This window comes from Streptomyces spinoverrucosus, assembly GCF_006539505.1.
GTDB classification, from domain to species: domain Bacteria; phylum Actinomycetota; class Actinomycetes; order Streptomycetales; family Streptomycetaceae; genus Streptomyces; species Streptomyces spinoverrucosus.
Genome location: NZ_BJND01000012.1, coordinates 286530 through 311268 on the forward strand (window position 1 = coordinate 286530; position 24739 = coordinate 311268).

The 24739-nt window shown below is 70.1% G+C and carries 20 protein-coding genes; 16 read left to right on the forward strand and 4 right to left on the reverse strand.

Features of this window, described 5'->3' with window-relative positions; all coding sequences use genetic code 11:
- Positions 1-107 precede the first annotated feature (107 nt).
- The 15 genes from SSP24_RS09590 (at position 108) to SSP24_RS09660 (ending at position 18024) form a co-directional block, all read left to right on the forward strand.
- Complete coding sequence (locus SSP24_RS09590; RefSeq protein ID WP_141308880.1) at positions 108-860, forward strand: MBL fold metallo-hydrolase; 753 nt, start codon at positions 108-110, stop codon at positions 858-860.
- 139 nt (positions 861-999) lie between these two features.
- The gene (locus SSP24_RS09595) at positions 1000-1668 is read left to right on the forward strand and encodes a GntR family transcriptional regulator (RefSeq protein ID WP_141308882.1); all 669 of its coding nucleotides are present in this window, start codon (positions 1000-1002) and stop codon (positions 1666-1668) included.
- Positions 1665-2573 (forward strand): dihydrodipicolinate synthase family protein, encoded by a 909-nt coding sequence (locus SSP24_RS09600; RefSeq protein ID WP_141308884.1) that lies wholly within the window; start codon positions 1665-1667, stop codon positions 2571-2573. Before SSP24_RS09595 ends, SSP24_RS09600 begins: the two co-directional genes overlap by 4 nt.
- Positions 2570-4300, forward strand: coding sequence for an L-arabinonate dehydratase (gene araD / locus SSP24_RS09605; protein WP_141308886.1), 1731 nt, complete (start codon positions 2570-2572; stop codon positions 4298-4300). The genes SSP24_RS09600 and araD overlap by 4 nt, the downstream gene beginning before the upstream one ends.
- A gap of 86 nt (positions 4301-4386) precedes the next feature.
- A complete protein-coding gene (locus tag SSP24_RS09610; RefSeq protein ID WP_141308888.1) occupies positions 4387-5322 on the forward strand; it encodes a carbohydrate ABC transporter permease in 936 nt (311 codons plus the stop codon).
- On the forward strand, positions 5319-6218 hold the full coding sequence (locus SSP24_RS09615; RefSeq protein WP_141308890.1) for a carbohydrate ABC transporter permease: 900 nt from the start codon (positions 5319-5321) through the stop codon (positions 6216-6218). The genes SSP24_RS09610 and SSP24_RS09615 overlap by 4 nt, the downstream gene beginning before the upstream one ends.
- On the forward strand, positions 6215-7504 hold the full coding sequence (locus SSP24_RS09620) for a pectate lyase family protein (RefSeq protein WP_141308892.1): 1290 nt from the start codon (positions 6215-6217) through the stop codon (positions 7502-7504). The genes SSP24_RS09615 and SSP24_RS09620 overlap by 4 nt, the downstream gene beginning before the upstream one ends.
- Positions 7501-8658, forward strand: coding sequence for a Gfo/Idh/MocA family protein (locus SSP24_RS09625; protein WP_141308894.1), 1158 nt, complete (start codon positions 7501-7503; stop codon positions 8656-8658). Before SSP24_RS09620 ends, SSP24_RS09625 begins: the two co-directional genes overlap by 4 nt.
- The gene (locus SSP24_RS09630) at positions 8655-9500 is read left to right on the forward strand and encodes a DUF6807 domain-containing protein (RefSeq protein WP_141308896.1); all 846 of its coding nucleotides are present in this window, start codon (positions 8655-8657) and stop codon (positions 9498-9500) included. Before SSP24_RS09625 ends, SSP24_RS09630 begins: the two co-directional genes overlap by 4 nt.
- Entirely contained in the window at positions 9497-11017 is a 1521-nt protein-coding gene (locus SSP24_RS09635) for a glycoside hydrolase family 43 protein (protein ID WP_141308898.1), read from the forward strand. Before SSP24_RS09630 ends, SSP24_RS09635 begins: the two co-directional genes overlap by 4 nt.
- Positions 11018-11047: 30 nt before the next feature.
- A complete protein-coding gene (locus SSP24_RS09640) occupies positions 11048-13051 on the forward strand; it encodes a pectinesterase family protein (protein WP_141308900.1) in 2004 nt (667 codons plus the stop codon).
- A gap of 54 nt (positions 13052-13105) precedes the next feature.
- Positions 13106-14464, forward strand: a complete 1359-nt coding sequence (locus tag SSP24_RS09645; protein ID WP_141308902.1) for an ABC transporter substrate-binding protein — start codon at positions 13106-13108, stop codon at positions 14462-14464.
- Positions 14465-14615: 151 nt separating this feature from the next.
- A complete protein-coding gene (locus SSP24_RS09650; protein ID WP_141308904.1) occupies positions 14616-15428 on the forward strand; it encodes a rhamnogalacturonan acetylesterase in 813 nt (270 codons plus the stop codon).
- Between the two features lie 33 nt (positions 15429-15461).
- A complete protein-coding gene (locus tag SSP24_RS09655) occupies positions 15462-16772 on the forward strand; it encodes a pectate lyase family protein (RefSeq protein WP_141308906.1) in 1311 nt (436 codons plus the stop codon).
- A 127-nt stretch (positions 16773-16899) separates the two neighbouring features.
- The gene (locus tag SSP24_RS09660; protein WP_141308908.1) at positions 16900-18024 is read left to right on the forward strand and encodes a pectinesterase family protein; all 1125 of its coding nucleotides are present in this window, start codon (positions 16900-16902) and stop codon (positions 18022-18024) included.
- Positions 18025-18253: 229 nt separating this feature from the next.
- Here SSP24_RS09660 and SSP24_RS09670 read toward each other — a convergent pair whose 3' ends face one another.
- From SSP24_RS09670 to SSP24_RS09685, 4 genes are all read right to left on the reverse strand, one after another.
- A complete protein-coding gene (locus tag SSP24_RS09670) occupies positions 18254-20449 on the reverse strand; it encodes a glycoside hydrolase family 43 protein (protein WP_141308912.1) in 2196 nt (731 codons plus the stop codon).
- A 192-nt stretch (positions 20450-20641) separates the two neighbouring features.
- Positions 20642-21475 carry a pectate lyase gene (locus SSP24_RS09675; RefSeq protein WP_141308913.1) on the reverse strand — a complete coding sequence of 278 codons (834 nt, stop codon included), beginning with the start codon at positions 21473-21475 and terminating at the stop codon, positions 20642-20644.
- A 105-nt stretch (positions 21476-21580) separates the two neighbouring features.
- The gene (locus SSP24_RS09680) at positions 21581-22447 is read right to left on the reverse strand and encodes a hypothetical protein (RefSeq protein ID WP_141308915.1); all 867 of its coding nucleotides are present in this window, start codon (positions 22445-22447) and stop codon (positions 21581-21583) included.
- A complete protein-coding gene (locus SSP24_RS09685; protein ID WP_141308917.1) occupies positions 22444-23013 on the reverse strand; it encodes a SigE family RNA polymerase sigma factor in 570 nt (189 codons plus the stop codon). Before SSP24_RS09685 ends, SSP24_RS09680 begins: the two co-directional genes overlap by 4 nt.
- Before the next feature lie 226 nt (positions 23014-23239).
- Here SSP24_RS09685 and SSP24_RS09690 point away from each other — a divergent pair, with 226 nt between their 5' ends.
- Entirely contained in the window at positions 23240-24697 is a 1458-nt protein-coding gene (locus SSP24_RS09690; protein ID WP_141308919.1) for an NCS2 family permease, read from the forward strand.
- The last annotated feature ends 42 nt before the right edge of the window (positions 24698-24739 follow it).

Genomic DNA, 24739 nt, shown 5'->3' on the forward strand with positions numbered 1-24739 from the left:
AACGTACGCGGTGAGCGGGCGGACGGGACCCGCGGTCGGCGTGTCCGCGGTGAGCGGGCGGACGGGAGCCGCGGTCGGCGTGTCCGTGGTGTGCGTACGCTCCTCGGATGTCCTTCGCGCTCACCGTCCTCGGCACCGCCTCCCCGCACCCGCAGCCCGGTCGGCCCTGCTCGGGGTATCTGGTGCGGGGTGCCGGTGCTGAGGTGTGGGTGGACGCCGGGCCCGGGACCTTCGCTGCGTTGCAGCGGCACACGGATCCCGCGCGGCTGAGCGCCATTTGGATCTCGCATCTCCATGCCGACCACAACGCGGACCTGCTGTCCGCCCTCTACGGCCTCGCGTACGGCGGTCTCACCCCGCCCGCGCCCATCCCCGTCCACGCCCCACGCGACTGCGCCCGGCGTCTCGCCGGGTTCTTCGGGCGCACCGACACCGCCTTCCTGAGCGGCGTCTTCGACTTCCGGCCGCTGCACGACGGGCACACCGCCCAGTACGGCGAGCTCCACCTCACCTCCCGTGCCGTCGCGCACGACGTCGAGGCCTACGGGCTGCGAGTCACCTGCGACGGGCGGGTGTTCGCCTACTCCGGGGACAGCGGCCCGTGCGCCGGACTCGGTGAACTCGCTCGGGACGCGGACCTCTTCCTGTGCGAGGCGGACATAGACGAGCATCGCGAAGGCGAACAGGTTCATCTGACCCCCGAGGACGTCGGCGCGACCGCCCGCGCGGCAGGCGTACGGGAGTTGCTCGTCACGCACGTCGGACCCACGCTCACCCCCGAAGCGGCGACCGCCCGCGCCGCCGCGGCCTTCGGCGGGCCCACCGGCACGGCCCGGGAGGGCACCGTCCACCGGATCTGACGGCGGCGTCGCGGCGGCGCAGCAACTCCAACTTCTTTTGTCAGAAGCATTGACGAAGCACACACGCGCTCCTACCTTCAACGCGTCGTACTTCGTACGTCATATATGAGACGCGATACGCGAGATCCGAGAGGCGCGCATGACCTCTGTGCCCACGCCGATCCCCTCCCGCACGCAGTACGTGCTGGAGGAGATCAAACGCCGCATCCTCACCGGGCAGCTGACGCCCGGTCAGGCCCTGGTGGAGACCGAGCTCGCCGCGCAGTTCGGGGTGTCGAAGACCCCGGTGCGGGAGGCGCTCAAGACGCTCGCCGGGACCGGGCTGGTGGTGATGAGCCAGTACAAGGGCGTCACCGTCCGCATGGTGGACGCGGACATGGCACGCGAGGTCTACGACGTGCGGTTGCTGCTGGAGCCGGAGGCCCTGCGGCGCTCCGTCCGGCGCGGAGCCTCCCTCGACGCCGCGCGCGACGCGCTGACCCGGGCCGACGACGCCACCGACACCGCCGAACGGTCGCTGGCCAATCGGGAGTTCCACCGCGCCCTGTACGTGCCCTGCGGCAACCCCCTGCTCGGCCGGATGCTCGACGAGGTCCGCGACCAGGCGGCCCTCGTCTCCGCCGTCGCCTGGGCCGCCGACCCGTCCTGGGAGCGGGAGGCCAATGAGCACCGCGAGATCCTGCGCCTGGCCCTGGACGGCGACGCCGACGGCGCCGCGCGCGCCCTCCACGCGCACATCGCGTCGTTCGTCGAGCGGGCCTTCCCCCAAGCGGAGACCGAGGCCCAGGGAGAGGACGGTCAGAAATGACAACGACGTTCGAGACCCAGCGGGCGGCCCTGGCCGACGTGGTGGCGATCCCGGTGACCCCGTTCGCCGAGGACGGCTCCGTCGACCCGGACGCCCACCGGGCCCTGCTGCGTCGTCTGCTCGACGGTGGGATCAGGACCCTCACCCCCAACGGCAACACCGGCGAGTTCTACGCCCTCACCCCCCAAGAACGCCAACTGGTCACCGACTTGACCATCGACGAGGCCGGTGACCGCGCGGTGATCCTGGTCGGCGTCGGCCACGACGTGCCCACCGCCGTCGCCTCCGCCCGGTACGCCCGGGAGCGGGGTGCCCAGATGGTGATGGTCCATCAGCCCGTCCACCCGTACGTCTCGCAGAGCGGCTGGGTCGACTACCACCGCGCGATCGCCGAGGCCGTCCCCGAGCTGGGCGTCGTCCCGTACATCCGCAACGCCCAGCTGCACGGCGCCCGCCTCGCCGAACTCGCCGACGCCTGCCCCAACGTCATCGGCGTCAAGTACGCCGTCCCGGACGCGGCACGGTTCGCCGCCTTCGCCCGGGACGCGGGACTTGACCGGTTCGTGTGGGTGGCCGGCCTCGCCGAGCCGTACGCGCCCTCCTACTTCTCCGCGGGCGCCACCGGCTTCACCTCCGGCCTGGTGAACGTCGCCCCGTCCGTTTCGCTGAACATGATCGAAGCGCTTCGATCCGGCGACTACCCGGCCGCGATGAAGGTCTGGGAACAGATCCGCCGCTTCGAGGAACTGCGCGCCGCGAACGGTTCCGCGAACAACGTCACCGTCGTCAAGGAGGCCCTCGCCTCCCTCGGGCTCTGCCGCCGCGAGGTCCGCCCGCCGAGCAGGCCGCTGCCCGAGAGCGAGCGCGCCGAGGTCGCCGCCATCGCGGCCGGGTGGTCGATATGACCGACCGGAGGCGCCCCAAAGAGCTCAGAAGCCACCAGTGGTACGGCACCGACGGCCTGCGATCCTTCAGCCACCGCGCCCGCACCCGCCAGCTCGGCTACCTGCCCGAGGAACACCTGGGCAAGCCGGTCATCGCGATCCTCAACACCTGGTCCGACATCAACCCCTGCCACGTGCACCTGCGCGACCGCGCCCAGGCCGTGAAACGGGGGGTGTGGCAGGCCGGGGGCTTCCCGCTCGAATTCCCGGTCGCCACGCTCAGCGAGACGTTCCAGAAACCGACCCCCATGCTCTACCGCAACCTCCTCGCCATGGAGACCGAGGAACTGCTGCGGTCGTACCCGGTCGACGGGGCGGTGCTGATGGGCGGCTGTGACAAGTCGACACCCGCGCTGCTCATGGGCGCCGCCTCGGTGGACCTGCCGACGGTGTTCGTGCCCGCCGGGCCCATGCTGCCGGGGCACTGGCGCAACGAGGTGCTGGGTTCCGGTACCGACATGTGGAAGTACTGGGACGACAAGCGGGCCGGCCTGATCGGCGACTGCGAGATGGCCGAGCTGGAGAGCGGGCTGGCCCGCTCGCCCGGTCACTGCATGACGATGGGTACGGCATCCACCCTCACCGCCGCCGCGGAGGCGCTCGGCGTGACCGTGCCGGGCGCGTCCAGCATCCCCGCCGTGGACTCCGGGCACGACCGGATGGCCGCCGCGGCGGGCCTGCGGATCGTCGAACTGGTCCACCAGGACCGCACGCTGAACGACATCCTCACCCGCGACGCCTTCGAGGACGCCGTCACCACCGTCCTGGGCCTCGGCGGCTCCACCAACGCCGTCATCCACCTGATCGCCATGGCGGGCCGAGCGGGCGTCCGCCTCACCCTCGACGATTTCGACCGCATCGCCCGCACGGTGCCGGTGCTCGCCAACGTACGGCCCGGCGGACAGACGTACCTGATGGAGGACTTCCACTTCGCGGGCGGCCTGCCCGGGTTCCTCTCCCGGATCCCGGACCTGCTCCACCTGGACCGGCCGACCGTCTCGTACGACACCCTGCGCGAACAACTGGAAGGCGCCCAGGTCCACAACGACGACGTCATCCGGCCCCGCGACAACCCGGTCGCGAGCGAGGGCGGGGTCGCCGTGCTGCGCGGCAACCTCTGCCCGGACGGCGCCGTCATCAAGCACATCGCCGCCGAACCGCACCTGCTCAAGCACACCGGTCCCGCGGTCGTCTTCGACGACTACAGGACGATGCAGCGGACCATCAACGACCCGTCGCTGAACATCACCGCCGACAGCGTGCTCGTGCTGCGCAATGCCGGACCCAAGGGCGGCCCGGGCATGCCCGAGTACGGCATGCTGCCGCTCCCCGACCACCTGCTGAAGCAGGGCGTACGGGACATGGTGAGGATCTCCGACGCCCGGATGAGCGGCACGAGTTACGGCGCGTGTGTGCTGCACGTGGCGCCCGAGTCATACATCGGCGGACCGCTGGCCCTGGTCAGGACCGGCGACTCCATCACCCTCGATGTCGCGGCGCGGACCCTCCAACTCAACGTGGATGACGAGGAGTTGGTGCGCCGGAGGGCGGAGTGGACGCCGCCGCCCGCCCGGTACGAGCGCGGCTACGGCGCGCTCTACAACGAACAGATCACCCAGGCCGACACCGGCTGCGACTTCGAGTTCCTGGCCCGCCCGGGCACGGTGCAGGACCCGTACGCCGGCTGACCCACAGCAGCACGACCTCGCACAACCATGCACCCGGAGAAAGCGCTTCCCGCACGCCGCACGAGAACCGAGAACGGAGAACAGTCATGGCCCAAGCCGCAGCCGTGGCGAAACCGCCCGCGCCACCGAGGCGGCGCCGTACCTCCGCCACGCCGCGCAGACTGCCGTACCTGCTGATCGCCCCGGCGGCCGTCCTGATGCTGGGGTTCATCGCCTACCCGGTGCTCAGCGTCTTCTACTACAGCCTGCAGGAGTACAACCCCACCAAGCCGTGGCGGAACGGGTTCGCGGGCCTCGACAACTTCGTCCGCATCTTCACCGACGACCCGCTGTTCTGGGACAGTCTCGTCTTCAGCGCCAAATGGGTCTTCGTCGAGGTGGGTCTGCAACTGCTGTTCGGCCTCGCGCTGGCCCTCATTGTCAACCAGACCTTCGTCGGCCGGGGCCTGGGACGCGCCCTGGTCTTCTCCCCGTGGGCCGTCTCCGGCGTGCTGACCTCCGCGATCTGGGTGCTGCTGTACAACTCCCAGACCGGCATCACCCGTTACCTCGCCGACGTCGGCATCGGCTCCTACGGCACCAGCTGGCTGTCGGACACCGGGACGGTGTTCTGGGCCGCGATCGTCGCCGACCTGTGGCGCGGTGTGCCCTTCTTCGCGATCCTCATCCTCGCCGACCTCCAGTCCGTCTCGAAGGACCTCTACGAGGCCGCCGAGGTCGACGGGGCCAGCCGGATCAAGCAGTTCTGGCACATCACCCTGCCACACCTGAAGGACGCCATCATCCTGTCCACGCTGCTGCGCGCGGTGTGGGAGTTCAACAACGTCGACCTGCTCTACACGCTGACCGGCGGCGGACCCGCGGGCGTCACCACGACGCTGCCGTTGTACGTCGCCAGCACCAGCGTCGAGTCCCACAACTTCGGCTACGCGTCGGCCCTGACCACGGTCGCGTTCGTGATCCTGCTCTTCTGCTCGATCGTCTATCTGCGGCTGAGCAAGTTCGGAGGCGAAAACAAGTGAGCACCAAGGTGGCCGCCAAGGCCGCGCCCGCCCCCGCGCCCGCCGCTCCAGAACCGCCGCGGCCGGTGCGCACGTCCCGCCGCGCCTGGGACGAGGCGCCCCGCTGGCAGATCTACCTGCCGCTCGGCATCTACCTCGTCTTCACTCTGATCCCGTTCTACTGGATCCTGCTGTTCTCGCTGCGCCCGGCCGGCTCCACCTCGCTGGTCCCGTGGCCGATGACCTTCGACCACTTCGAGAAGGTGTGGACGGAGCGCAGCTTCGGCGTCTACTTCCAGAACAGCGTGCTCGTCGGCATCGCCACGCTGGTGATGACGACCCTGGTCGCACTGGCCGGCGGCTACGCCCTCGCCCGGTTCAACTTCCGGATCAAGCAGCTCTTCATGCTGGCACTGCTGTGCTCCCAGTTCGTGCCCGGCGCGCTGCTGCTGGTCCCGCTGTTCGAGATCTTCGCCGAGTTGCAGATGATCAACTCGCTGGGCAGCGTCATCATCGCCGAGACGGTCTTCCAGCTGCCGCTGTCGATGATCCTGATCAGCAACTTCATCAAGAACGTGCCGTACTCCCTGGAAGAGGCCGCCTGGGTCGACGGCTGCAACCGGTTCAAGGCCTTCCGGATCGTCGTCCTGCCGCTGCTGCGGCCCGGACTGATCGCCGTCGGTTCCTTCGCCTTCGTGCACTCCTGGAACCACTTCCTTTTCGCCCTGATGTTCCTCAACAACCAGCAGAAGCAGACCATCCCGGTCGGCCTCAACACCCTGATGGGCGCGGACAGCGTCGACCTCGGCGCCCTCGCCGCCGGCGGCATCATCGCGGCCGTGCCCGTGGTGATCGTGTTCGCCTTCATCCAGAAGTGGCTGATCACCGGCTTCAGCGCGGGGGCGGTGAAGGGATGAGAGCACGTCACCTCGCCGTGGCGGCCGGTCTGCTGGGGCTGCTGTGCGTGCCCGCGCACGCCGAGGCCCGGGACATCAGCCGCGACACCCTGCCCGCCCACGACGGCTGGGCCGCGCACGGCACCGGCACCACCGGCGGGGCCGCGGCCGACGACGACCACGTGTACACCGTCACCGACCGCGCCGAACTGGTCCGCGCCCTGGACGGCGGCAGCGACACCCCGAAGATCATCAAGGTCGCGGGCACGATCGACGCCAACACCGACGACCAGGGCCGCCCGCTCAACTGCGCCGACTACGCCACCGACGGCTACAGCCTGAAGACGTACCTGGCCGCCTATGACCCCCGCACCTGGGGCTCGGCCAGGCCCAGCGGCCCGCAGGAGGAGGCCCGCCGGGCCTCGGCGGCGAAGCAGGCCGAACGCGTCGAGCTGACCGTCGGCTCCAACACGACCCTCGTCGGGCTCGGCGACAAGGCGGTCCTCAAGGGCGCCAGCCTCCAGCTCAAGGGCGCGGACAATGTCATCATCCGCAACCTCGACCTGCGCGACGCCTACGACTGCTTCCCCGTCTGGCAGCCCAACACCGGCGGCCTCGGCGACTGGAAGACGGCCTACGACAACATCTGGCTGCGCGGCGCCACACACGTCTGGATCGACCACGTCACGGTCTCCGACAAGGGGCACCCGGACGACAAGGAACCCACCTACTTCGGCCGCAACTACCTGCGCCACGACGGCCTGCTGGACATCACCAACGGATCCGACCTCGTCACCGTCTCCTGGAGCCGCTTCGCCAACCACGACAAGGCCATGCTCATCGGCAACAGCGACTCGGCGACGAGTGACCGGGGCAGACTCCGGGTCACCCTGCACCACAACGAGTTCGAGTCGGTCGTCCAGCGCGCGCCGCGCGTCCGCTTCGGCCAGGTGCACCTCTACAACAACCGATACGTCGTCCCCGACGGCGCGCCCTACCGCTACTCCCTCGGCATCGGCACCGAGTCCGCCGTCTACGCCGAGAACAACGCCTTCACCACACCCGGCCACGTCGAGGCCGCCGACCTGGTCAAGAGCTGGAACGGCAGCGCCCTGCACCAGACCGGCACCCTCTTCAACGGCTATCCGGTCGACCTGCTCGCCATCCACAACGCCTACAACTCGGGCAGCGAGCGCGATCTGACCGCCGACGTCGGCTGGACGCCGACCCTGCACACAGCGATCGACAGCGCCGCGGCGGCCGACCGGGCGGTGGCCCGCGGCGCGGGAGCGGGGAGGATCCCATGAGCACACCCCTGCCCGTCGTCCTCGCCGGTGCCCGCGGCCACGGCCGCTGGCACGTCGAGAACATCCGCCGCCTGCAGCGCCAGGGCCTGGTCCGGCTGGTCGGCATCTGCGAGCTGACCCCGCTGACCGAGGAGGAGTTCGGCGGCCGGCTCCCCGAGCAGTCCGCCGACTTCGGTGCCCTGCTGCAGTCCACCGGCGCCCGGATCGCCGTGATCTGCACGCCGATCCCGACCCACACCGACCTGGCGCTCACGGCGGCCGAGCGGGGCGTGCACATCCTGCTGGAGAAGCCGCCCGCCCCCTCCTACGCCGAGTACCGCCGCATGGCCGACGGGGTCGCCGAAGCCGGTGTCGCCTGCCAGATCGGGTTCCAGTCGCTGGGCTCGCACGCCCTGCCCGCCATCCGCGAACTGGTCGACCGGGGCGCGATCGGCCAGCTGGTCGGGCTCGGCGGGGCCGGGGCCTGGGTGCGCGACGAGGACTACTTCCGCCGGGCACCCTGGGCGGGCAAGCGGCGGCTGAACGGCGCCGACGTGGTCGACGGGGCACTGACCAACCCCCTCGCGCACGCCGTCGCCACCGGCCTCGCGCTCGGCGGCAGCACCCGCGCCGAGGACGTCACCGGCATCGAAACCGAGCTGCTGCGCGCCAACGCCATCGAGTCCGACGACACCTCCTGCGTCCGGATCACCACCGCCCAGGGCCACCCGGTCACCGTCGCCGTGACCCTGTGCGCCGAGCGCGCGGACGAGCCGTACGTCCTGGTGCACGGCAGCAGCGGCCGGATCACCTTCTGGTACAAGCAGGACCGGGTGCTGCTCCAGCGTGCGTCCCACGGCCCGGAGGAGTACGAGTACGGCCGCACCGACCTGCTGGAGAACCTCGTCGCGCACCTCACCACCGGCGCCGACCTCCTCGTCACCCCGGACGAGACGGGCGCCTTCATGAGCGTCGTCGAGGCGATCCGGCAGGCCCCCGACCCGGCCCCGCTGCCCGAGACCGCCTGGCACCGGATCCCCGGCGAGAACCGCCGGGTCGTTCCCGGCATCGACGGACTCGTCGCGGCCGCCGCAGACACCCTCTCCCTGTACTCCGAGCTGGGTGCCCCCTGGGCGCTCCCGCCCGCGCGCCGGAAAGAGGTGAGCACCCGATGACCAGCGACGACACCGCTGTCCTGCGCGTCGCGGGCCGACCGGTCGGCCGGTACGTCACCCGGCCCGAACTGCCCGCGCGCCTGTCCCCGCGGCCCTATCTGCACCCCGTCACCACCCTGGCCGGCACGGCGGTCACCGAACTCGGCCCCGCCGACCACGCACACCACCTCGGCGTCGGTGTCGCCGTTCCCGACGTCGAGGGGCACAACTTCTGGGGCGGACGCACCTTCGTCCGCGACCAGGGCCCGACCGAACTGGACAACCACGGCTCCCAGCGGCACAGCGCCTTCCAGCTGCGCGACCCCGACGGCTTCGTCGAGGAGCTGCGCTGGGTGGCGGCGGGCGCCGAGTTGTTGCGCGAGCGCCGCACGGTCGCGGCCACCGAACTCACCGACACCGCCTGGGCGCTCGACTTCACCTTCTCCCTCACCAACGTCACGCAGGGCCGGCTGTCGATCGGCAGCCCGGCGACGAACGGGCGCCCGGGCGCCGCGTACGGCGGGTTCTTCTGGCGGGCCCGCAAGGAGGCCGAGGCCCCGGACGTCTTCACGCCCGGCACCGAGGGCGAGGCCGGGGTGCACGGCAGGCGCGCCGACTGGCTCGCGCTGGTCGGGGGCGGCTGGACGCTCGTCTTCGCCGGGGCCACTGAGCGGACCAGGCACGACCCGTGGTTCGTGCGCACCGCCGAGTACCCGGGCGTCGGCTCGTCCCTGGCGTACGACGAGCGGCTGCCGGTCGCGCCCGGCGAGACCGCCGTCCGCCGGATCGTCACCGTCGTCGCCGACGGCCGCCTCGACCGGGAGCAGGCCGCGACCCTCGTCCGGAAGGCGGTGAGCCCGTGAGCGCCGAGAAGACCGATGCCACGTACCGCAACCCGATCCTCAACGCCGACTGGTCCGACCCGGACGTCGTGCGCGTCGGCGACGACTTCTACCTGACCGCCTCCAGTTTCGGCCGCGCCCCCGGCCTGCCACTGCTGCACTCCCGCGACCTGGTCAACTGGACCCTGGTCGGGCACGCCCTGCAACGCCTGGAACCGGCGAAGGAGTTCGCGGGGCCCCGCCACGACTGCGGCGTCTGGGCACCCTCGCTGAGGTATCACGACGACCGCTTCTGGATCTTCTGGGGCGACCCCGACCAGGGCGTCTTCCAGATCAACGCCCCCGCGATCCGGGGCCCCTGGACCCGCCCCCACCTCCTGAAGGAGGGCAAGGGCCTGATCGACCCCTGCCCCCTGTGGGACGACGAGACCGGCGAGGCCTACCTGGTCCACGCCTGGGCCAAGTCCCGCTCCGGCATCAAGAACCGCCTCACCGGCCACCGCATGCACCCCGACGGCACCGCACTCCTCGACGACGGCAAGGTGATCGTCGACGGCGACCGCATTCCCGGCTGGTTCACCCTCGAAGGCCCCAAGCTCTACCGGCACGACGGCTGGTTCTGGATCTTCGCCCCCGCCGGGGGAGTGGAGACCGGCTGGCAGGGCGCCTTCCGCTCGCGCGGCTTCTTCGGGCCGTACGAGGAGAAGGTCGTCCTGGAGCAGAAGGACACCGAGGTCAACGGGCCGCACCAGGGCGGCTGGGTGCGCACTCCGTCCGGCGAGGACTGGTTCCTGCACTTCCAGCAGCGCGGCGCCTACGGCCGGGTCGTGCACCTCCAGCCGATGCGCTGGGGTGCGGACGGCTGGCCCGTGCTCGGTCACGCGGGCGCCCCCGTCGCCGTACACGAACGGCCCGACCTGCCACCGCAGCCGCCCGCCGCGCCCGCCACCGACGACGACTTCCCCGGCGGACGCTTCGGCCGCCAGTGGCAGTGGACCGCCAATCCGCAGGACGGCTGGGCCACCCAGCACTCCGGCGACGGGCTCCGGCTGACCTGCTTCCGCTCGGCCGACGCGCACGACCTGCGCACACTGCCGAACGTGCTCACGCAGAGGCTGCCCGGCACCCCGTGCACGGTCGAGGTCGACCTGTGTCTCAACAGCGAGGAGCCGGGGGCGCGGGCCGGACTCGCGGTCCTCGGGGACGCGTTCGGCTGGATCGGGCTCCAACGGGGCGCGAACGGGACCGTGCATCTGGTGCACCGGTTCGCCGAGGCGGTCGCGGAGCAGGAACGGGACGCCGCGCACCCCCGGGAGGCGCCCGAGGGCCGGGCCCGGCTGCGGATCGAGATCGGCGCCGGGGCGCGCTGCCGCTTCTCCTACGACGTCGGGGACGGCTTCCGCCCCTCCGGTCAGGTCTTCGCCGCCACCCCGTGGCGCTGGGTCGGTGCCCTGCTCGGCCTGTTCGCCCTCGCGCCCGCCGGTCAGGGACACGCCGGCGCGGCGACCTTCACGCACTTCCGGATCAGAACCCTGTAACCCATCACACCCCGCCTGTTGGGAGCCGCAATGACGCACCTCCGAAGCAAGCGCTTGCCGGGATCCGGCAGAACCATGGCCGCCGTGTTCGGCCTGGTCGCCGCCCTGGCCCTGGGGGCGGTGGGGGAGGCGAAGGCCGCCGCCCCCGCCGCGGACACGGCGCAGACCACGCCGGCCACCACGACCGCCGACCGCTTCACCGACCGGCCGCACGGTTTCGCCTCCCTCGCCGGCGGCACCACCGGAGGCGCGGGCGGCAAGGTCGTCACCGTCACCGACCAGGCCTCGCTGGCCCGATACGCGGCGGCCGATCAACCGTACGTCATCCGCGTCAAGGGCTCGATCGCCGTCGAACCCTTCGGCTCGGACATCGTGGTGGCGTCCGACAAGACCATCATCGGCGTGGGCGACACCGGCGAGATCGTGCACGGCGAGCTGCACCTCAAACCCGGCACCCACAACGTCATCATCCGCAATCTGACGATCCGGGACTCCTACGTCGAGGGCGACTGGGACGGCAAGACGACCGACTTCGACGCCATCCAGATGGACTCCGTCCACCACGTCTGGATCGACCACAACCGCTTCACGCACATGGGCGACGGGCTGCTCGACGTGCGCAAGGACAGCCAGTACATCACCGTCTCCTACAACCAGTTCGCCGACCACAACAAGGCGTTCGGCATCGGCTGGACGGACAACGTCACCACCCAGATCACCATCGACCACAACTGGTTCACGGGAACGAAACAGCGCAATCCGTCCGCCGACAACTGCGCCTACGCGCATCTGTACAACAACTACTTCTCGAACCAGGTGGCCGACGGCGATCCGCAGTGGACGTACGGCAGCTGGGCGCGCGGCCGGACCGAGATGGTCATCGAGAACAGCTACTACGACGGTGTCCAGCACCCCTATCAGGCCGACGCCACCGCCGAGCTGGTGCAGCGCGGCTCGATCCTGAGGAACACCACGGGGCGGCACGACGCCTGGGGCGACGCCTTCGATCCGCGGGCGTTCTACGACTACCGCCTCGACCCGGCCGCGGCCGTCCCCGCGCTGGTCAAGCGCTTCTCCGGCCCGCAGAAGCGCATCGGCGACGCGGTGACGCTGCACGTCCCCGGGGCGTACCCGACCGTGCAGTCGGCCGTGGACGCCGTGCCGGCCGGCAACGACGTGCCCGTGACCATCGCGGTCGCGCCCGGCACGTACCGCGAGAAGGTGGTCGTTCCCGCGGACAAGCCGAAGATACTGCTGCAGGGGACTGGACAGCACCGCTCCGACACGGTCATCGTCTACGACACGCCCGCCGAGTACGGCGGCTCCACCGGGAGCGCGACCGTACGGATCGCCGCGAACGACGTCACCGCGCGCCACCTCACCTTCAGCAACGACTTCGACGAGGCGGCGCACGAGCTGAGGGGCGAGCAGGCGCTGGCGATGAAGACGACCGGCGACCGGATCGTCTTCGAGGACACCGCCTTCCTGGGCAACCAGGACACCCTGATGACCGACAGCCCCAGGCTGACCACCGTCAGCCGGGTCTACATCCGCGACTCGTACATCGAGGGCGACGTCGACTTCATCTACGGGCGGGCCACCACCGTCATCGAGCGGTCGGTGATCCGGGCGCTGAGCCGGGGATCGACGACGAACAACGGCTACATCACCGCCGCCTCGACCTGGAAGGACAACCCGTACGGGTTCCTGATCACCCGGTCGGAGATCCTCAGCGACGCACCCGCCGGATCGTTCCACCTGGGGCGGCCCTGGCACCCGGGCGGCCAGCCGGACGCCATCGCCCAGGTGCTGATCCGGGACACGAAGCTGCCCGCCGCGATCAAGGCCTCGCCGTGGACCGACATGAGCGGCTTCTCCTGGCGGGACGCACGGTTCGCCGAGTACGGCAACTCCGGGCCCGGCGCGGCCGTGACTGAGGACCGGCCGCAGCTGAGTGACGCCGAGGCACCGTCGTACACCGTCGCCCGCTACCTGAACGGGGCGGACGGCTGGGCGCCGTACGACCGGCACTGACACCCCCACACCTGCACATCTCCGTTGGATCCAGAAGAAGAAGAGAGCCGACCAATGAAGATCAGCAACCGCAGCACCAGCACAGGAAGGCGCCGGACGTCGGCCGCCGTCGCACTGGGGGCCGCGCTCGCCCTGACCGCCACCGCCTGCGGCGACGACGGCAGCGGCGGGGGCGGTGAGGGGGCCGAGGGCAGCGGCACCGGGAAGATCGTCTTCTGGGACAACAACGGCGGTGTCCGCACCGACATCTGGAAGGTGATCATCGCCGACTTCGAGAAGGCGAACCCGGACATCGAGGTCGAGTACGTCGGGATCCCCTCCACCGATGTGCAGTCGAAGTACGACACCGCCATCCAGGGCGGCGGCCTGCCCGACGTCGGCGGCGTCGGCGCGGCCATGCTCGCGGGCATCGCGGCGCAGGACGCGCTGGAGCCGCTGGAGGACCGCCTGGCCAAGTCCTCCCTCAACGGCAAGCTCAACGAGGACATGGTCGAGTCGGTCAAGGTGGCCGGCGGCTCCGACGACAACATGTTCACGATCCCGACCTCCGCGAACAACGGCACCCTCTACTACCGCACCGACCTGTTCGAGAAGGCGGGTCTGGACGCGCCCACCACGTGGGACAGCTTCTACGAGTCCGCCGAGAAGCTGACCAACGTCAAGAAGAACGAGTTCGGTTACACCATCCGCGGCGGGGCGGGCTCCATCGCGCAGGCGCTGGACGCCATGTACGGGCAGTCCGGCATCACGTCCTTCTGGGACGCCGGCGGCGAGAAGACCACCCTCAACGACCCGAAGAACGTCGAAGCGCTGGAGAAGTACGCCGGCCTGTACAAGAAGTACACGCCGGCCGCCGACCTCAACAACGACTTCACCAAGATGGTCTCCCAGTGGGACTCCGGCACGATCGGGATGCTGAACCACAACCTGGGCTCCTACCAGGACCATGTGAAGGCGCTCGGCACCGACAAGTTCCGCGGCATCCCGCAGCCCACCGGTCCCGGCGGCAAGCGCGTCCAGGTCTCCAACCCCATCGACGGTCTCGGCCTGTTCAAGAGCTCCAAGAACAAGGAGGCCGCCTGGAAGTTCATCGAGTTCGCCGCCTCGCACGAGTCCAACTCCAAGTGGAACGAGTCGGCCGGCGCCATCCCGTCCAACACGGAAGCCGCCAAGGACGCCTGGATCTCCGAGGCCGAGCCGACCAAGCTCGCCGCCGAGGCGCTCAACGACGGCTCCACCACCATCGTCCAGCTGCCGTACTACCTGCCGGACTGGAACACCATTTCCAAGGCCGACAACGAGCCCGGCTTCCAGAAGGTCCTGCTCGGCGACATGAGCGCCAAGGACTTCCTGGACAACATGGCCGAGCAGCTCAACGAGGCCCAGAAGGAGTGGAACCAGCAGAAGGGCTGATGCCGGCCCGCCGATCCCCCTTCCCCCACCGGACCGGGCCGGCGGCGGCCACCGATCGCGTCCCGCCGCCGGCCCCCACCCCCCCCACACCCCGAAGCAAGAGGTCGGAACGAACGAACCCGAACCACCGCTCCCCCGAAAGGTCACCTTCGTGTCCCTCACCCGCAGACAGGTCGCCGCTGCGGCGCTCATCGCCGCCGCCCCCGTCGCCGCCGCGTCCCCCGCGCACGCCACCGCCCCCTCCTATGGCGGCCCCCCGCGCACCCGCACCATCTACATCGCCGGCGACTCCACCGCCGCCCAGAAGTACGCCGACGCCGCCCCCGAGACCGGCTGGGGCATGGCACTGCCGTTCTTCCTCCACCACGACCTGAAGGTCGCCAACCACGCCGTGAACGGCCGTAGTTCGAAGAGCTTCGTCGACGAGGGCCGCCTCGACGCCATCTTCGCGGCCATCCGCCCCGGTGACTTCCTGCTGATCCAGTTCGGCCACAACGACGCCAAGTCCGCCGACCCGACCCGCTACACCGAGCCCTGGACGACGTACCAGGACCACCTGCGGTTGTACATCGCCGGTGCCCGCGCACGCGGCGCGCGCCCCGTGCTGGCCACGTCCGTGGAACGCCGCAGGTTCGACGCGAACGGCAACGCCCGGCCGTCCCACGGCGAGTACCCCGCGGCGATGCGGGCGCTCGCCGAGGAGGAGGGCGTGGCGCTGCTCGACATCCAGGCCCTGTCAATCGCGCTGTGGCAGGAGCTCGGCGTCGAGGAGACGAAGAAGTACTTCAACTGGACCGAGACCGAGCAGGACAACACGCACTTCAACCCGCCCGGCGCGATCGCCGTGGCGCGGCTGGTGGTGCGGGAGCTGCTGCGCACCCGGGTACTGGCGCCGCGAGACGTGCGCCGACTGGACGACGACATCCCGGAGTCCTGGATCACCTGGCCCGAGGCCACCGCCTGACCCACCCCTTCCTGTGACAAGGAGAGCCGCATCATGAACGCAGATAGATGGCATGGGCATGCCACGATGAGGACCGCCGTGCTCGTCGGGTGCACCGCCCTGGTGCTGTCCCTGACCGGCACCACCGCACAGGCGGACGGCCGCGACCTCGGCCGCGGGGTGCTCCCCGCGAACGACGGCTGGGCCTCTCAGGGCCCGGGCACCACGGGTGGGTCGGCCGCGGACGCCGAGCACGTCTACACGGTCACCACCTGGGAGGAATTCCGGGCCGCCCTCAAGGACGGCGGATCCGCGCCCAAGATCATTAAGGTCAAGGGGATGATCGACGCCGTCTCGCAGGGCTGCGAGGCGTTCGAGGCCGAGGGGTACGACTTCCAGAAGTACCTCGCCGCCTACGACCCCGCCGTCTGGGGCCACGACACCCCGGTCAGCGGGGAGCAGGAGGACCTGCGGGACGCGTCCGCCGCCAACCAGGCCAAGGGCATCAGGGCGGACATCCCCGCCAACACCACCATCGTGGGTGTGGGGAGGAACTCCGGGATCCTCGGCGGCAGCCTCCAGATCAAGGGCGTGAACAACGTCATCATCCGCAACCTCACCATCGAGGCCCCGGTCGACTGCTTCCCGCAGTGGGACCCGACCGACGACAACAAGACCGGCGCCTGGAACTCCGAGTACGACGGCGTCGTCGTCTACGGCTCCACCCATGTGTGGATCGACCACAACACGCTCACCGACGGCCGCTACCCCGACAGCTCCCTGCCGAAGTACTTCGGCAAGGTCTACCAGCAGCACGACGGGCTGCTCGACATCGTGCGCGGCGCCAACTACGTCACCGTGTCCTGGAACTCGCTCGAGAACCACGACAAGACCATGCTGATCGGCAACAGCGACAGCGCCGCCGCGACCGACGCCGGCAAGCTCAAGGTCACCCTGCACCACAACCGCTTCAAGGGCCTGGTGGAGCGGGCGCCACGCGTGCGGTTCGGGCAGGTCGACTCGTACAACAACCACTTCGTGGTGACCAAGGACCAGTCGTACGGCTACACCTTCGGCATCGGCATCGAGTCGCGGCTGTACGCCACGGACAACGCCTTCTCGCTGCCGAAGGGTGTCAGCGCGGCCAGGACGCTGAAGAAGTGGAAGGAGGCCCCGCTGACCGCCGAGAACAACTACGTCAACGGCAGGCTCACCGACCTGATCGCGGTGCACAACGCGGAGATCCCCGAGGAGACCCTGCAGTCCGGCGCCGGATGGACGCCGACCCTGCGCACCAGGGTCGACTCGCCCCGGGCGGTCCCGGGCATCGTCGACCAGCGGGCGGGCGCCGGAAAGCTGTGCTGACGCGCCCCTGAAAAGCGGCCGGGGCGCACCCCCCCGGTGGGTGTGCGCCCGCTCGGGAGCCACACCCCCCACGGCGAGGTAGCCCCCGACCCACCCTGCACGAACCGCACATCGAAGGAGCACTCCCATGCCCTCGCCCCACCTCCCGCTGTCCCGAAGGGGCTTCCTGATGGCGAGCGCCACAGCGGGCGCCGCGCTCGGCCTCGCGGCGGTCCCCGCACGGGCCGCCGCCCGGCAGGGCCCGTTCGGCCGGTACGGTTCACCGGCCGCGCGCCCGACCCCGACCACCCTGTATGTCGACCCGCACGGCCGCGGCGACTTCACCTCCGTCCAGGCCGCCGTGACCGCCGCGACCGGCAGCGGCTGGACCCTGGTCATCGCGCCGGGCGTCTACCGCGAGACCGTCCTGGCCGACACCCGCCGCACCGAGATGACCTGGATCGGCGCCGGTGACGGCCCGCGTGACGTCGTCATCGTCTACGACAACGCGGCCGGCACGCCCAAGCCCGACGGTTCGGGGACCTACGGCACCACCGGCTCGGCCACCACCACCGTCCGGGGCGACGGCTTCACCGCCCACCGGATCACCTTCGCCAACGATTTCTTGCGCGCCGACCACCCCGGCATCACCGGCACCCAGGCCGTCGCCATCAAGGTGCAGGGCGACCGCTCGGCCTTCCACCACTGCCGTTTCCTCGGCCACCAGGACACCCTGTACGCCGACTCCAACGCGGCGAGCGTCTTCGCCCGCCAGTTCTTCTCGCACTGCTATGTCGAGGGCGACGTCGACTTCGTCTTCGGCCGGGCCACGGCCGTCTTCGAGCACTGCCACTTCCGCACCCTGAACCGCACCGACCTGTCCGGCGCCCCGTACGGCTTCGTCTTCGCCCCCTCCACGGAGGCCGCCAACCCGCACGGCTACCTCGTGACGCGCGGCCGCGTCAGCAGCGAGGCCCCGGACGGCTACTACAAGCTGGCCCGCCCGTGGGTGCCCAGCTCCAGCACCACCGCCCGTCCGATGCTCACGGTGCGCGACACCTGGCTGGGCCCGGGCATCGACGCGGTCGCGCCCTATGCCAACATGCGGGACGCCCACCCCTGGCAGGACCAGCGCTTCGCCGAGTACCGCAACACCGGACCCGGCGCCGTCGTCACGGTCCCCGAGAACCGGCCCCAGCTCGCCGACGAGCAGGCCGAGTCCGCGAACCGTGCGACCTGGCTCGGCGACTGGCGGCCTCCGGAGGCGTGCTGAGACGCGCCGGGGCGGCCGGCGAGCCCACCGCGCCCCCGCGCGTCCGCTTCGGGCAGGTGCCCGCCTGAACGAGATCGTCGGCGGCCTCGGCCTCGGCCTCACGAACGACGTCGGCCGGGACCCCGCCGAGGAGCGGTTGCGGCTGAAGACGTGGCCCGAGCTGGGCCACGTCTTCACGGACCGGATGCAGGACGACGTCTTCGCGTGGCTCGACGCCGTCCTGTGACTGCTACCGGCGTACGGGCCTGATCGACTCCAGCGTCGGCACCACCGGCAGAATCGTCCCGTCGGCCGCGAACTCCATGCGGTCGATGGTGGTCTCGCGGTGTGTGCCGTCGCCGCCCGGCCGGCCGGGGCCGTTCAGGCCGAAGCGGTGGTAGACGATGTACCAGTCGTCGGTGCCGGGCGTGTTCACCACGGAGTGGTGGCCGGTGCCGAGGATGCCGTACTCGGGCCGCTTCTCCAGGATCGTGCCGCGCTTGGTCCACGGGCCGAGCGGGGACGGGCCGGTCGCGTAGGCCACGTGGTAGTTCTCGCTGCGGGTGTCGTCCTCGGACCACATGTAGTAGTAGGTCCCCTGTCGTTTCACGACGAAGGCGCCCTCACGGAAGTTCGCCGGGGTGATGTCCTGCACCTCGGCCGGGTCGTACGACACCATGTCGTCGTTCAGCGGCACGACGTAGCCGCGGCCGTTGCCCCAGTAGAGATACGACGTGCCGTCGTCGTCGGTGAAGACCGACGGGTCGATCATCTGGCCGCTCAACTGGCCCTTGGGCACGAGGGGTTTGCCGAGGGCGTCCTTGAAGGGACCGGCGGGCGAGTCGGCGACCGCGACTCCGATCTGCTGTTCGGCGCAGAAGTAGAAGTAGTACTTGCCGTCTCGTTCCGCGATCGCGGGCGCCCACGCGTTCCTGTCGGCCCAGGAGACGTCCGGTCCCAGGTCGAGGATGACGCCGTGGTCCTTCCAGTGGACCAGGTCCCGGGAGGAGAAGGCCTTGAACTGCGTGCCGCTCCAGCCGGGGAAGCCGTCCGTGGTCGGGTAGATCCAGTAACGGCCGTTCATGTACTTGACGTCGGGGTCGGCGTACAGGCCGGGCAGGAGCGGGCTGCGGGTGCGGACCGCCTCGACCGTCCAGGTGCGCTTCGTGCCGTCGGCGGCCGTCACCGTGTACGTCTGCGGCTTGCGGAAGTCACGCCGGGTGCCCGAACGGGGGCTGATCGTGGCGCCCTCACCGACCGACAGCTTCGGGGCGAGGCGCCGCAGGTCCGCGTCGGGCTGCATCGGCAGCACGACCTTCGACGCCGACTCGGTGACGATCGCGTACCCCTTCTGGTCCTTCGCCGTCGCGTCCACGACCGACGCCGGGCTCACCGGGTACGCGGCGAGCAGCCGGTCGTACTCCTGCTGCGTCACCGGGATGACCGTGCCGTGCCGGGGGCTGGCGGGCAGCTGGTAGTTCGTCGACGGTGTCCAGCGGCCCGAGTCGAGGTCGGTGGTCTCGAACGGGAGATAGCCGCGGCCGCCGTACTCGTCGATGAACAGGTACCACTTCTCCTCGGTGTTGGACTTGAAGACCGTCGGTCCCTCGCCGCGGTCCATCGCGCCCTTGCCGATGCAGTCGGAGACGAAGTCGTACGAGGTCGAGGTGAGGGTGCGCGACTTCTCGCCCGTGATGAACTTCGAGCAGGGGCTGGAGGAGCTCGGGTCCCGCTCGTCCTTGGTGTAGCGGTAGTACGTGCCCTTGTGCTCGACGACGGTCGAGTCGATCACCGAGTAACCGGGGTCGTTCCAGACCTTCGGCTCGCTGAAGGTGCGGAAGTCCTTCGTCGTCGCGTACAGCATCTTGTTGTACGTCGATCCCGTGTGGTCGGGGTCGTCGGCGGCGTACAGCTTCGACGCCCAGAAGACGACGTACGCACCGAGCGAGTCGTCCCAGTAGGCCTCCGGCGCCCAGGTGTTGCCCGCGTTATCGGGGGACACCTTCACCAGGCGCTGGTCGGTCCAGTGGACCAGGTCGGTGGACTCCCACACCATGATGGACTTGCTGCCGTGCCGCTGGACCTGGTCCCAGCTGCCGCTGGAGTTGCGGTACATGCGCAGGTCGGTCGCGATCATGTAGAACTTGTCGCCCTCGGGGGAGCGGATCACGAACGGGTCGCGCAGGCCCTTCTCCCCGATGGTGGAGGTGAGCACCGGCTTGCCGGCGTTCAGCTCCCGCCAGTGCAGCGCATCGTTGCCGCGGCTGAGGGCGTAACGGATCTGCTCGCCGTCGGCGGTGCCCTCGCCGGTGAAGTAGGCGAAGAGATAACCGGCGTACTTGGGCTGTTTCACGGGTGGGGCTCCGGAGAGGGCGGTGCCGGGCGGCGCGGTGAGCAGGGCGACGAGCAGGGCCAGGAAGGGAAGCAGGAGCGTGCGGGCGCGCATGACACATCCTGTGGGAGTCTGGGGGATTCTGTTGGGCTGGCGGTGCCTTCGGAGTGTCACCGGCGGGGAACGGGGCGTCAATCGGTGGGGAAGGGACAGGAGGGGACCGAAACTTTCGGTCGCTGTCCAGTCGCTGTCCAAAGGGGAACGGCGAACGCCCCCGCCAGTCGTCACCGGCGGGGGCGTCGAGCCTCACTTGTAGGTGAGGTCGGAGGCCGTGTAGCGGCAGTGCGCGCCGTCCGGGCCCGTGCCGAGCGCCTTGGGTTCGGCGCCGGTGTTGTTGCCCTGGAAACGCGTACACGGCTTGATCTTCTTGCCGCTGTCGCCGTGGATCCGCACCTTGCGCAGGGCGGCCGTGTCGCCGAGGTTGGCGTTGATCCCGACGATCGACGTGCCCGGGGCGGTGACATCGACGTCGTTGATGATCACCGAGCGGTTCTTGTACTGCGTGGAGCAGTTGCCGCAGGTGCGCACCAGCTTGCCGAAGCCCGACACCTGGAACTTGGTCACGACGAGCTTGCCCGCGCCGTTGAACTGGAAGACCTTGTCGTCGGCCTTCTTCGCGCCGCCGCCGTACACCTTGTACACGGCCGACGCCGACTTGCCCTTGAAGGTGGCCGCGTCCTCGCCGACGTCCTCCCACCACACGTTCTGCAGCGTGCAGCTGCCCATGCAGTGGATGCCATCGGCGGCCGGGGAGCCCAGGATCACGTTCTTCAGGACCGCGCCGTCCTTGAGCTTGAAGATCGGGTCCTGGCCCTCCTCCTGGCCGGACCCGCCCAGCGCGCCACTGCCGTGGAAACGCTTGTACCCTCCGTCGTACGTGCCCGAGACGGAAATGGTGCTGCTCACCGCCTTGGTGCCCTTGGCGGTCGGCCAGGCGGACGCAGCGCCGGCGGTGGACAGCAGCGACGTGGTCGCGAACGCCGCGCCGGTGACAGCGAGCGCGGCCACTCCGCCGATCACGGCCCGCCGCCGGGTGACGCGGCGCCGGTGCCGAACGCGCTGTTGTGCTGGTGCAGTCATGTACCGCTTCCTCAACTGGGTGGTGACTCTTGCGCCTTGTGGTCGCCACCGGTGGAGAAAGGGTTGCCGCGTCTTCGAGACTTTTTCACGAGTGGGCGCCGGGCTTCACGAATCGTCCTCGGACGAGTCGTCGTCCTGGGCCGCGAAGTCGCCCGCCACGGACAGCTCCCGGCCGCCCGCCGTCGCCGTCGCCGTGTAGCGGTCGTCCCCGGCGTCCCGGCCGCCGCGCTCGTGGTCGTACTGTCCCGCGAACACCCACTCGCCCGCCGGGACCGTACGGCCCTCCTTGAGCACCCAGGTGTAGACGAGGAAGCCGTCCTGCTCGCCGACCGTCAGGTCGAAGTCCTGCTCCGGCAACGACCGCCAGGCGCCCGTCGAGGACACCCCGCCGGTCTGGGCGATCCGCAACTGCACGGTGAGCCGCGTCAGTTGCTCGCGGGCCTTGACGGTGACGTTGCTCTGCGCCCAGAAGTCGTTGCTGTGCGGGTCCACCGAGCCGTCCGACCACAGCGGGCCGTCCTCGACACCGGCGGCCGACGGCTGTGTCGTGGGCGGGGCGGGGGCGGACGGTGTACCGGTCTCCTCCTCCCGGGACTCCCCGGACTCCGGGGAGGTCCTCGGCGTCGGGTCCACCGGGAGGGCGGGCGGCCGGCTCGTCGCGTCCGGCGACGGGGTGGGCGTCGCGGTGACCGCGACCTTGCCCTGCGGGGCGGCGGGTTCGTCCTTCACGGCGGAGGCGACCGCGTAGCCGCCGACCGCCAGCACACCCGCGACCGCGGCCGTCGCGCCGGTCACCCGCAGCCAGGCGAACGCCGACGGCAGCGTCGCCCGGTGGCCACCGGCGCGGGGGGCCTCCTCGGTCATCCCGCGTTCGATCCGGGCCAGGATGCGCGCGCGGTCGGGCTGGTGCGCCCCGGCCGCCTCGTGCAGCCGGGCGCGCAGCTCGTCGTGCACGTCCCGCTGCATCGTCATCGGTTCCTTCCTCCGGCCTCACCGGCGCGCGTAGCCATCGCCGCGTGCACTCTCTGCGGAGCCGCCTGTGGACCGAGCAATCTTTGCAGCTCGGCCATTGCCTTCGACGTCTGGCTCTTCACCGTACCCACCGAGATGCCCAGGGCGAGCGCGGTGTCCTTCTCGGAGAGATCGAAGGCGTGCCGCAGCACCACACACGCCCGCTTGCGGAACGGCAGCCGGCGCAGCGCCGCCTGGACGTCCACCGCACCCGCCACGTCCGGGTTCTCCACCTTCTCCTCGCGCTGCGACCAGAACAGGGCGATCCGCCGCCGCTCGCGCACCGCGCTGCGGATCCGGGTGCGGGCCAGGTTGGCGACCACCCCGCGCGCGTACGCCACCGGATGCTCGGCCGCCCGTACCCGGTCCCAGCGGTGCCACATCGCGAGCAGCGCGTCCGCCGCCAGATCGTCGGCGGCGTCCGCCTCGCCCGTCAACAGATGGGCGAGACGGGCCAGTTCGGCGTGGTGGCGCTCGAAGAAGGCATGGAACTCCACGGAGGCGGCGTCGTCGACGACTGTGCCCACGGGCGGTCTCTCCTCGAAGCGTCGACCCGGCATCGAACAGCCGTACGCCGGGATGAGATCCGGAACTGTATCAGCGTTACCTGATGAGTTCGTACGGGGCTTCGAACACCGTATGGCGGGCCGAACCCGATTCCGTAACACGGAGAAAACCTGAAACCGGTTCACCGAGGGAACAATCCAGCCAGCATCCGCACACAGATCATTCAGGCATCAGGGAGTACCCGCCATGTCCGATACGCAGCAGACGGCCGACCGGCCAAGTGCCCCGCCACCGGCGGCCAACAGCGTCGACCGGTTCTTCAAGATATCCGCGCGGGGCTCCACCTTCGGCCGCGAGATACGCGGCGGCTTCGCCACGTTCTTCACCATGGCCTACATCCTTGTCCTGAATCCCATCATCCTGGGCAGCGCCGAGGACAAGTACGGCGCGCAGCTCGACCCCGTCCAACTCACCACCGCCACCGCCCTGGTGGCCGCGGTGATGACCGTCATCATGGGCGTCGGCGGCAATCTGCCGCTCGCGCTCGCCGCCGGACTCGGCCTCAACGCCGTCGTCGCCTTCCAGATCGCCCCGCTGATGAGCTGGGACGACGCGATGGGCCTGATCGTCCTCGAAGGCCTGCTGATCTGCGTCCTGGTGGTGACCGGCCTGCGCGAGGCCGTCATGCACGCCATCCCGCAGCCCCTCAAGCAGGCGATCAGCGTCGGCATCGGCCTGTTCATCGCCTTCATCGGCTTCGTCGACGCCGGTTTCGTCAGCCGGATCCCGGACGCCGCGAACACCACCGTGCCGGTTCAGCTGGGCGGCTCCGGCACACTCACGGGCTGGCCGATCCTCGTCTTCTGCCTCGGCGTGCTGCTGACCGTCGGACTGCTCGCCCGCAAGGTCAAGGGCGCCATCCTGATCAGCATCGTGACCATGACGATCGTCGCGATCGTCATCAACTCCCTCGCCGACATCAAGACCTGGGGCCTGACCACACCCGCCTGGCCCGACCAGGTCGTCGACACCCCCGACTTCGGACTGATCGGCGACTTCAACCTGTTCGGCGCATTCGGCGAGCCCGGCGTCGGTGTCATCACCGTCGTGCTGCTCATCTTCACGCTGATCCTGTCCGACTTCTTCGACACCATGGGCACGGTCGTCGGCATCAGCACGGAGGCCGGGCTGCTGGACCAGGACGGCAAGGTCCCGAACCTCGGCCGGGTCCTGCTCATCGACGGCGCGGCGGCCGTCGCGGGCGGCGCCGCGTCGTCGTCCTCCGCGACCTCGTACATCGAGTCGGCGGCCGGTGTCGGCGAGGGTTCACGCACCGGCTTCTCCAACCTCGTCACCGGCGGCCTGTTCGCCCTCGCCCTGTTCTTCACCCCGCTGCTCACCATCGTCCCGCTCCAGGCGGCCGCGCCGGCTCTGGTCGCCGTCGGTTTCCTGATGATGACCCAGGTCAAGCAGATCGACTGGGACCGGTACGACATCGCCATCCCGGCGTTCCTCACCATCGCCGTGATGCCGTTCACGTACTCCATCACCAACGGCATCGGGGCGGGGTTTGTCGCCTACGTCGTCATCAAGACGGTGCTGGGCAAGGCCAAGGAGGTCCACTGGCTGCTGTGGGGGACCTCGGTGCTGTTTCTGGTGTACTTCGCGATCGACCCGATCGAGCAGATTCTGGGCGTGAAGTAAGGGACGCTGCGCGGCCAGTGTGGGTTCGTTGTGGCTGGTCGC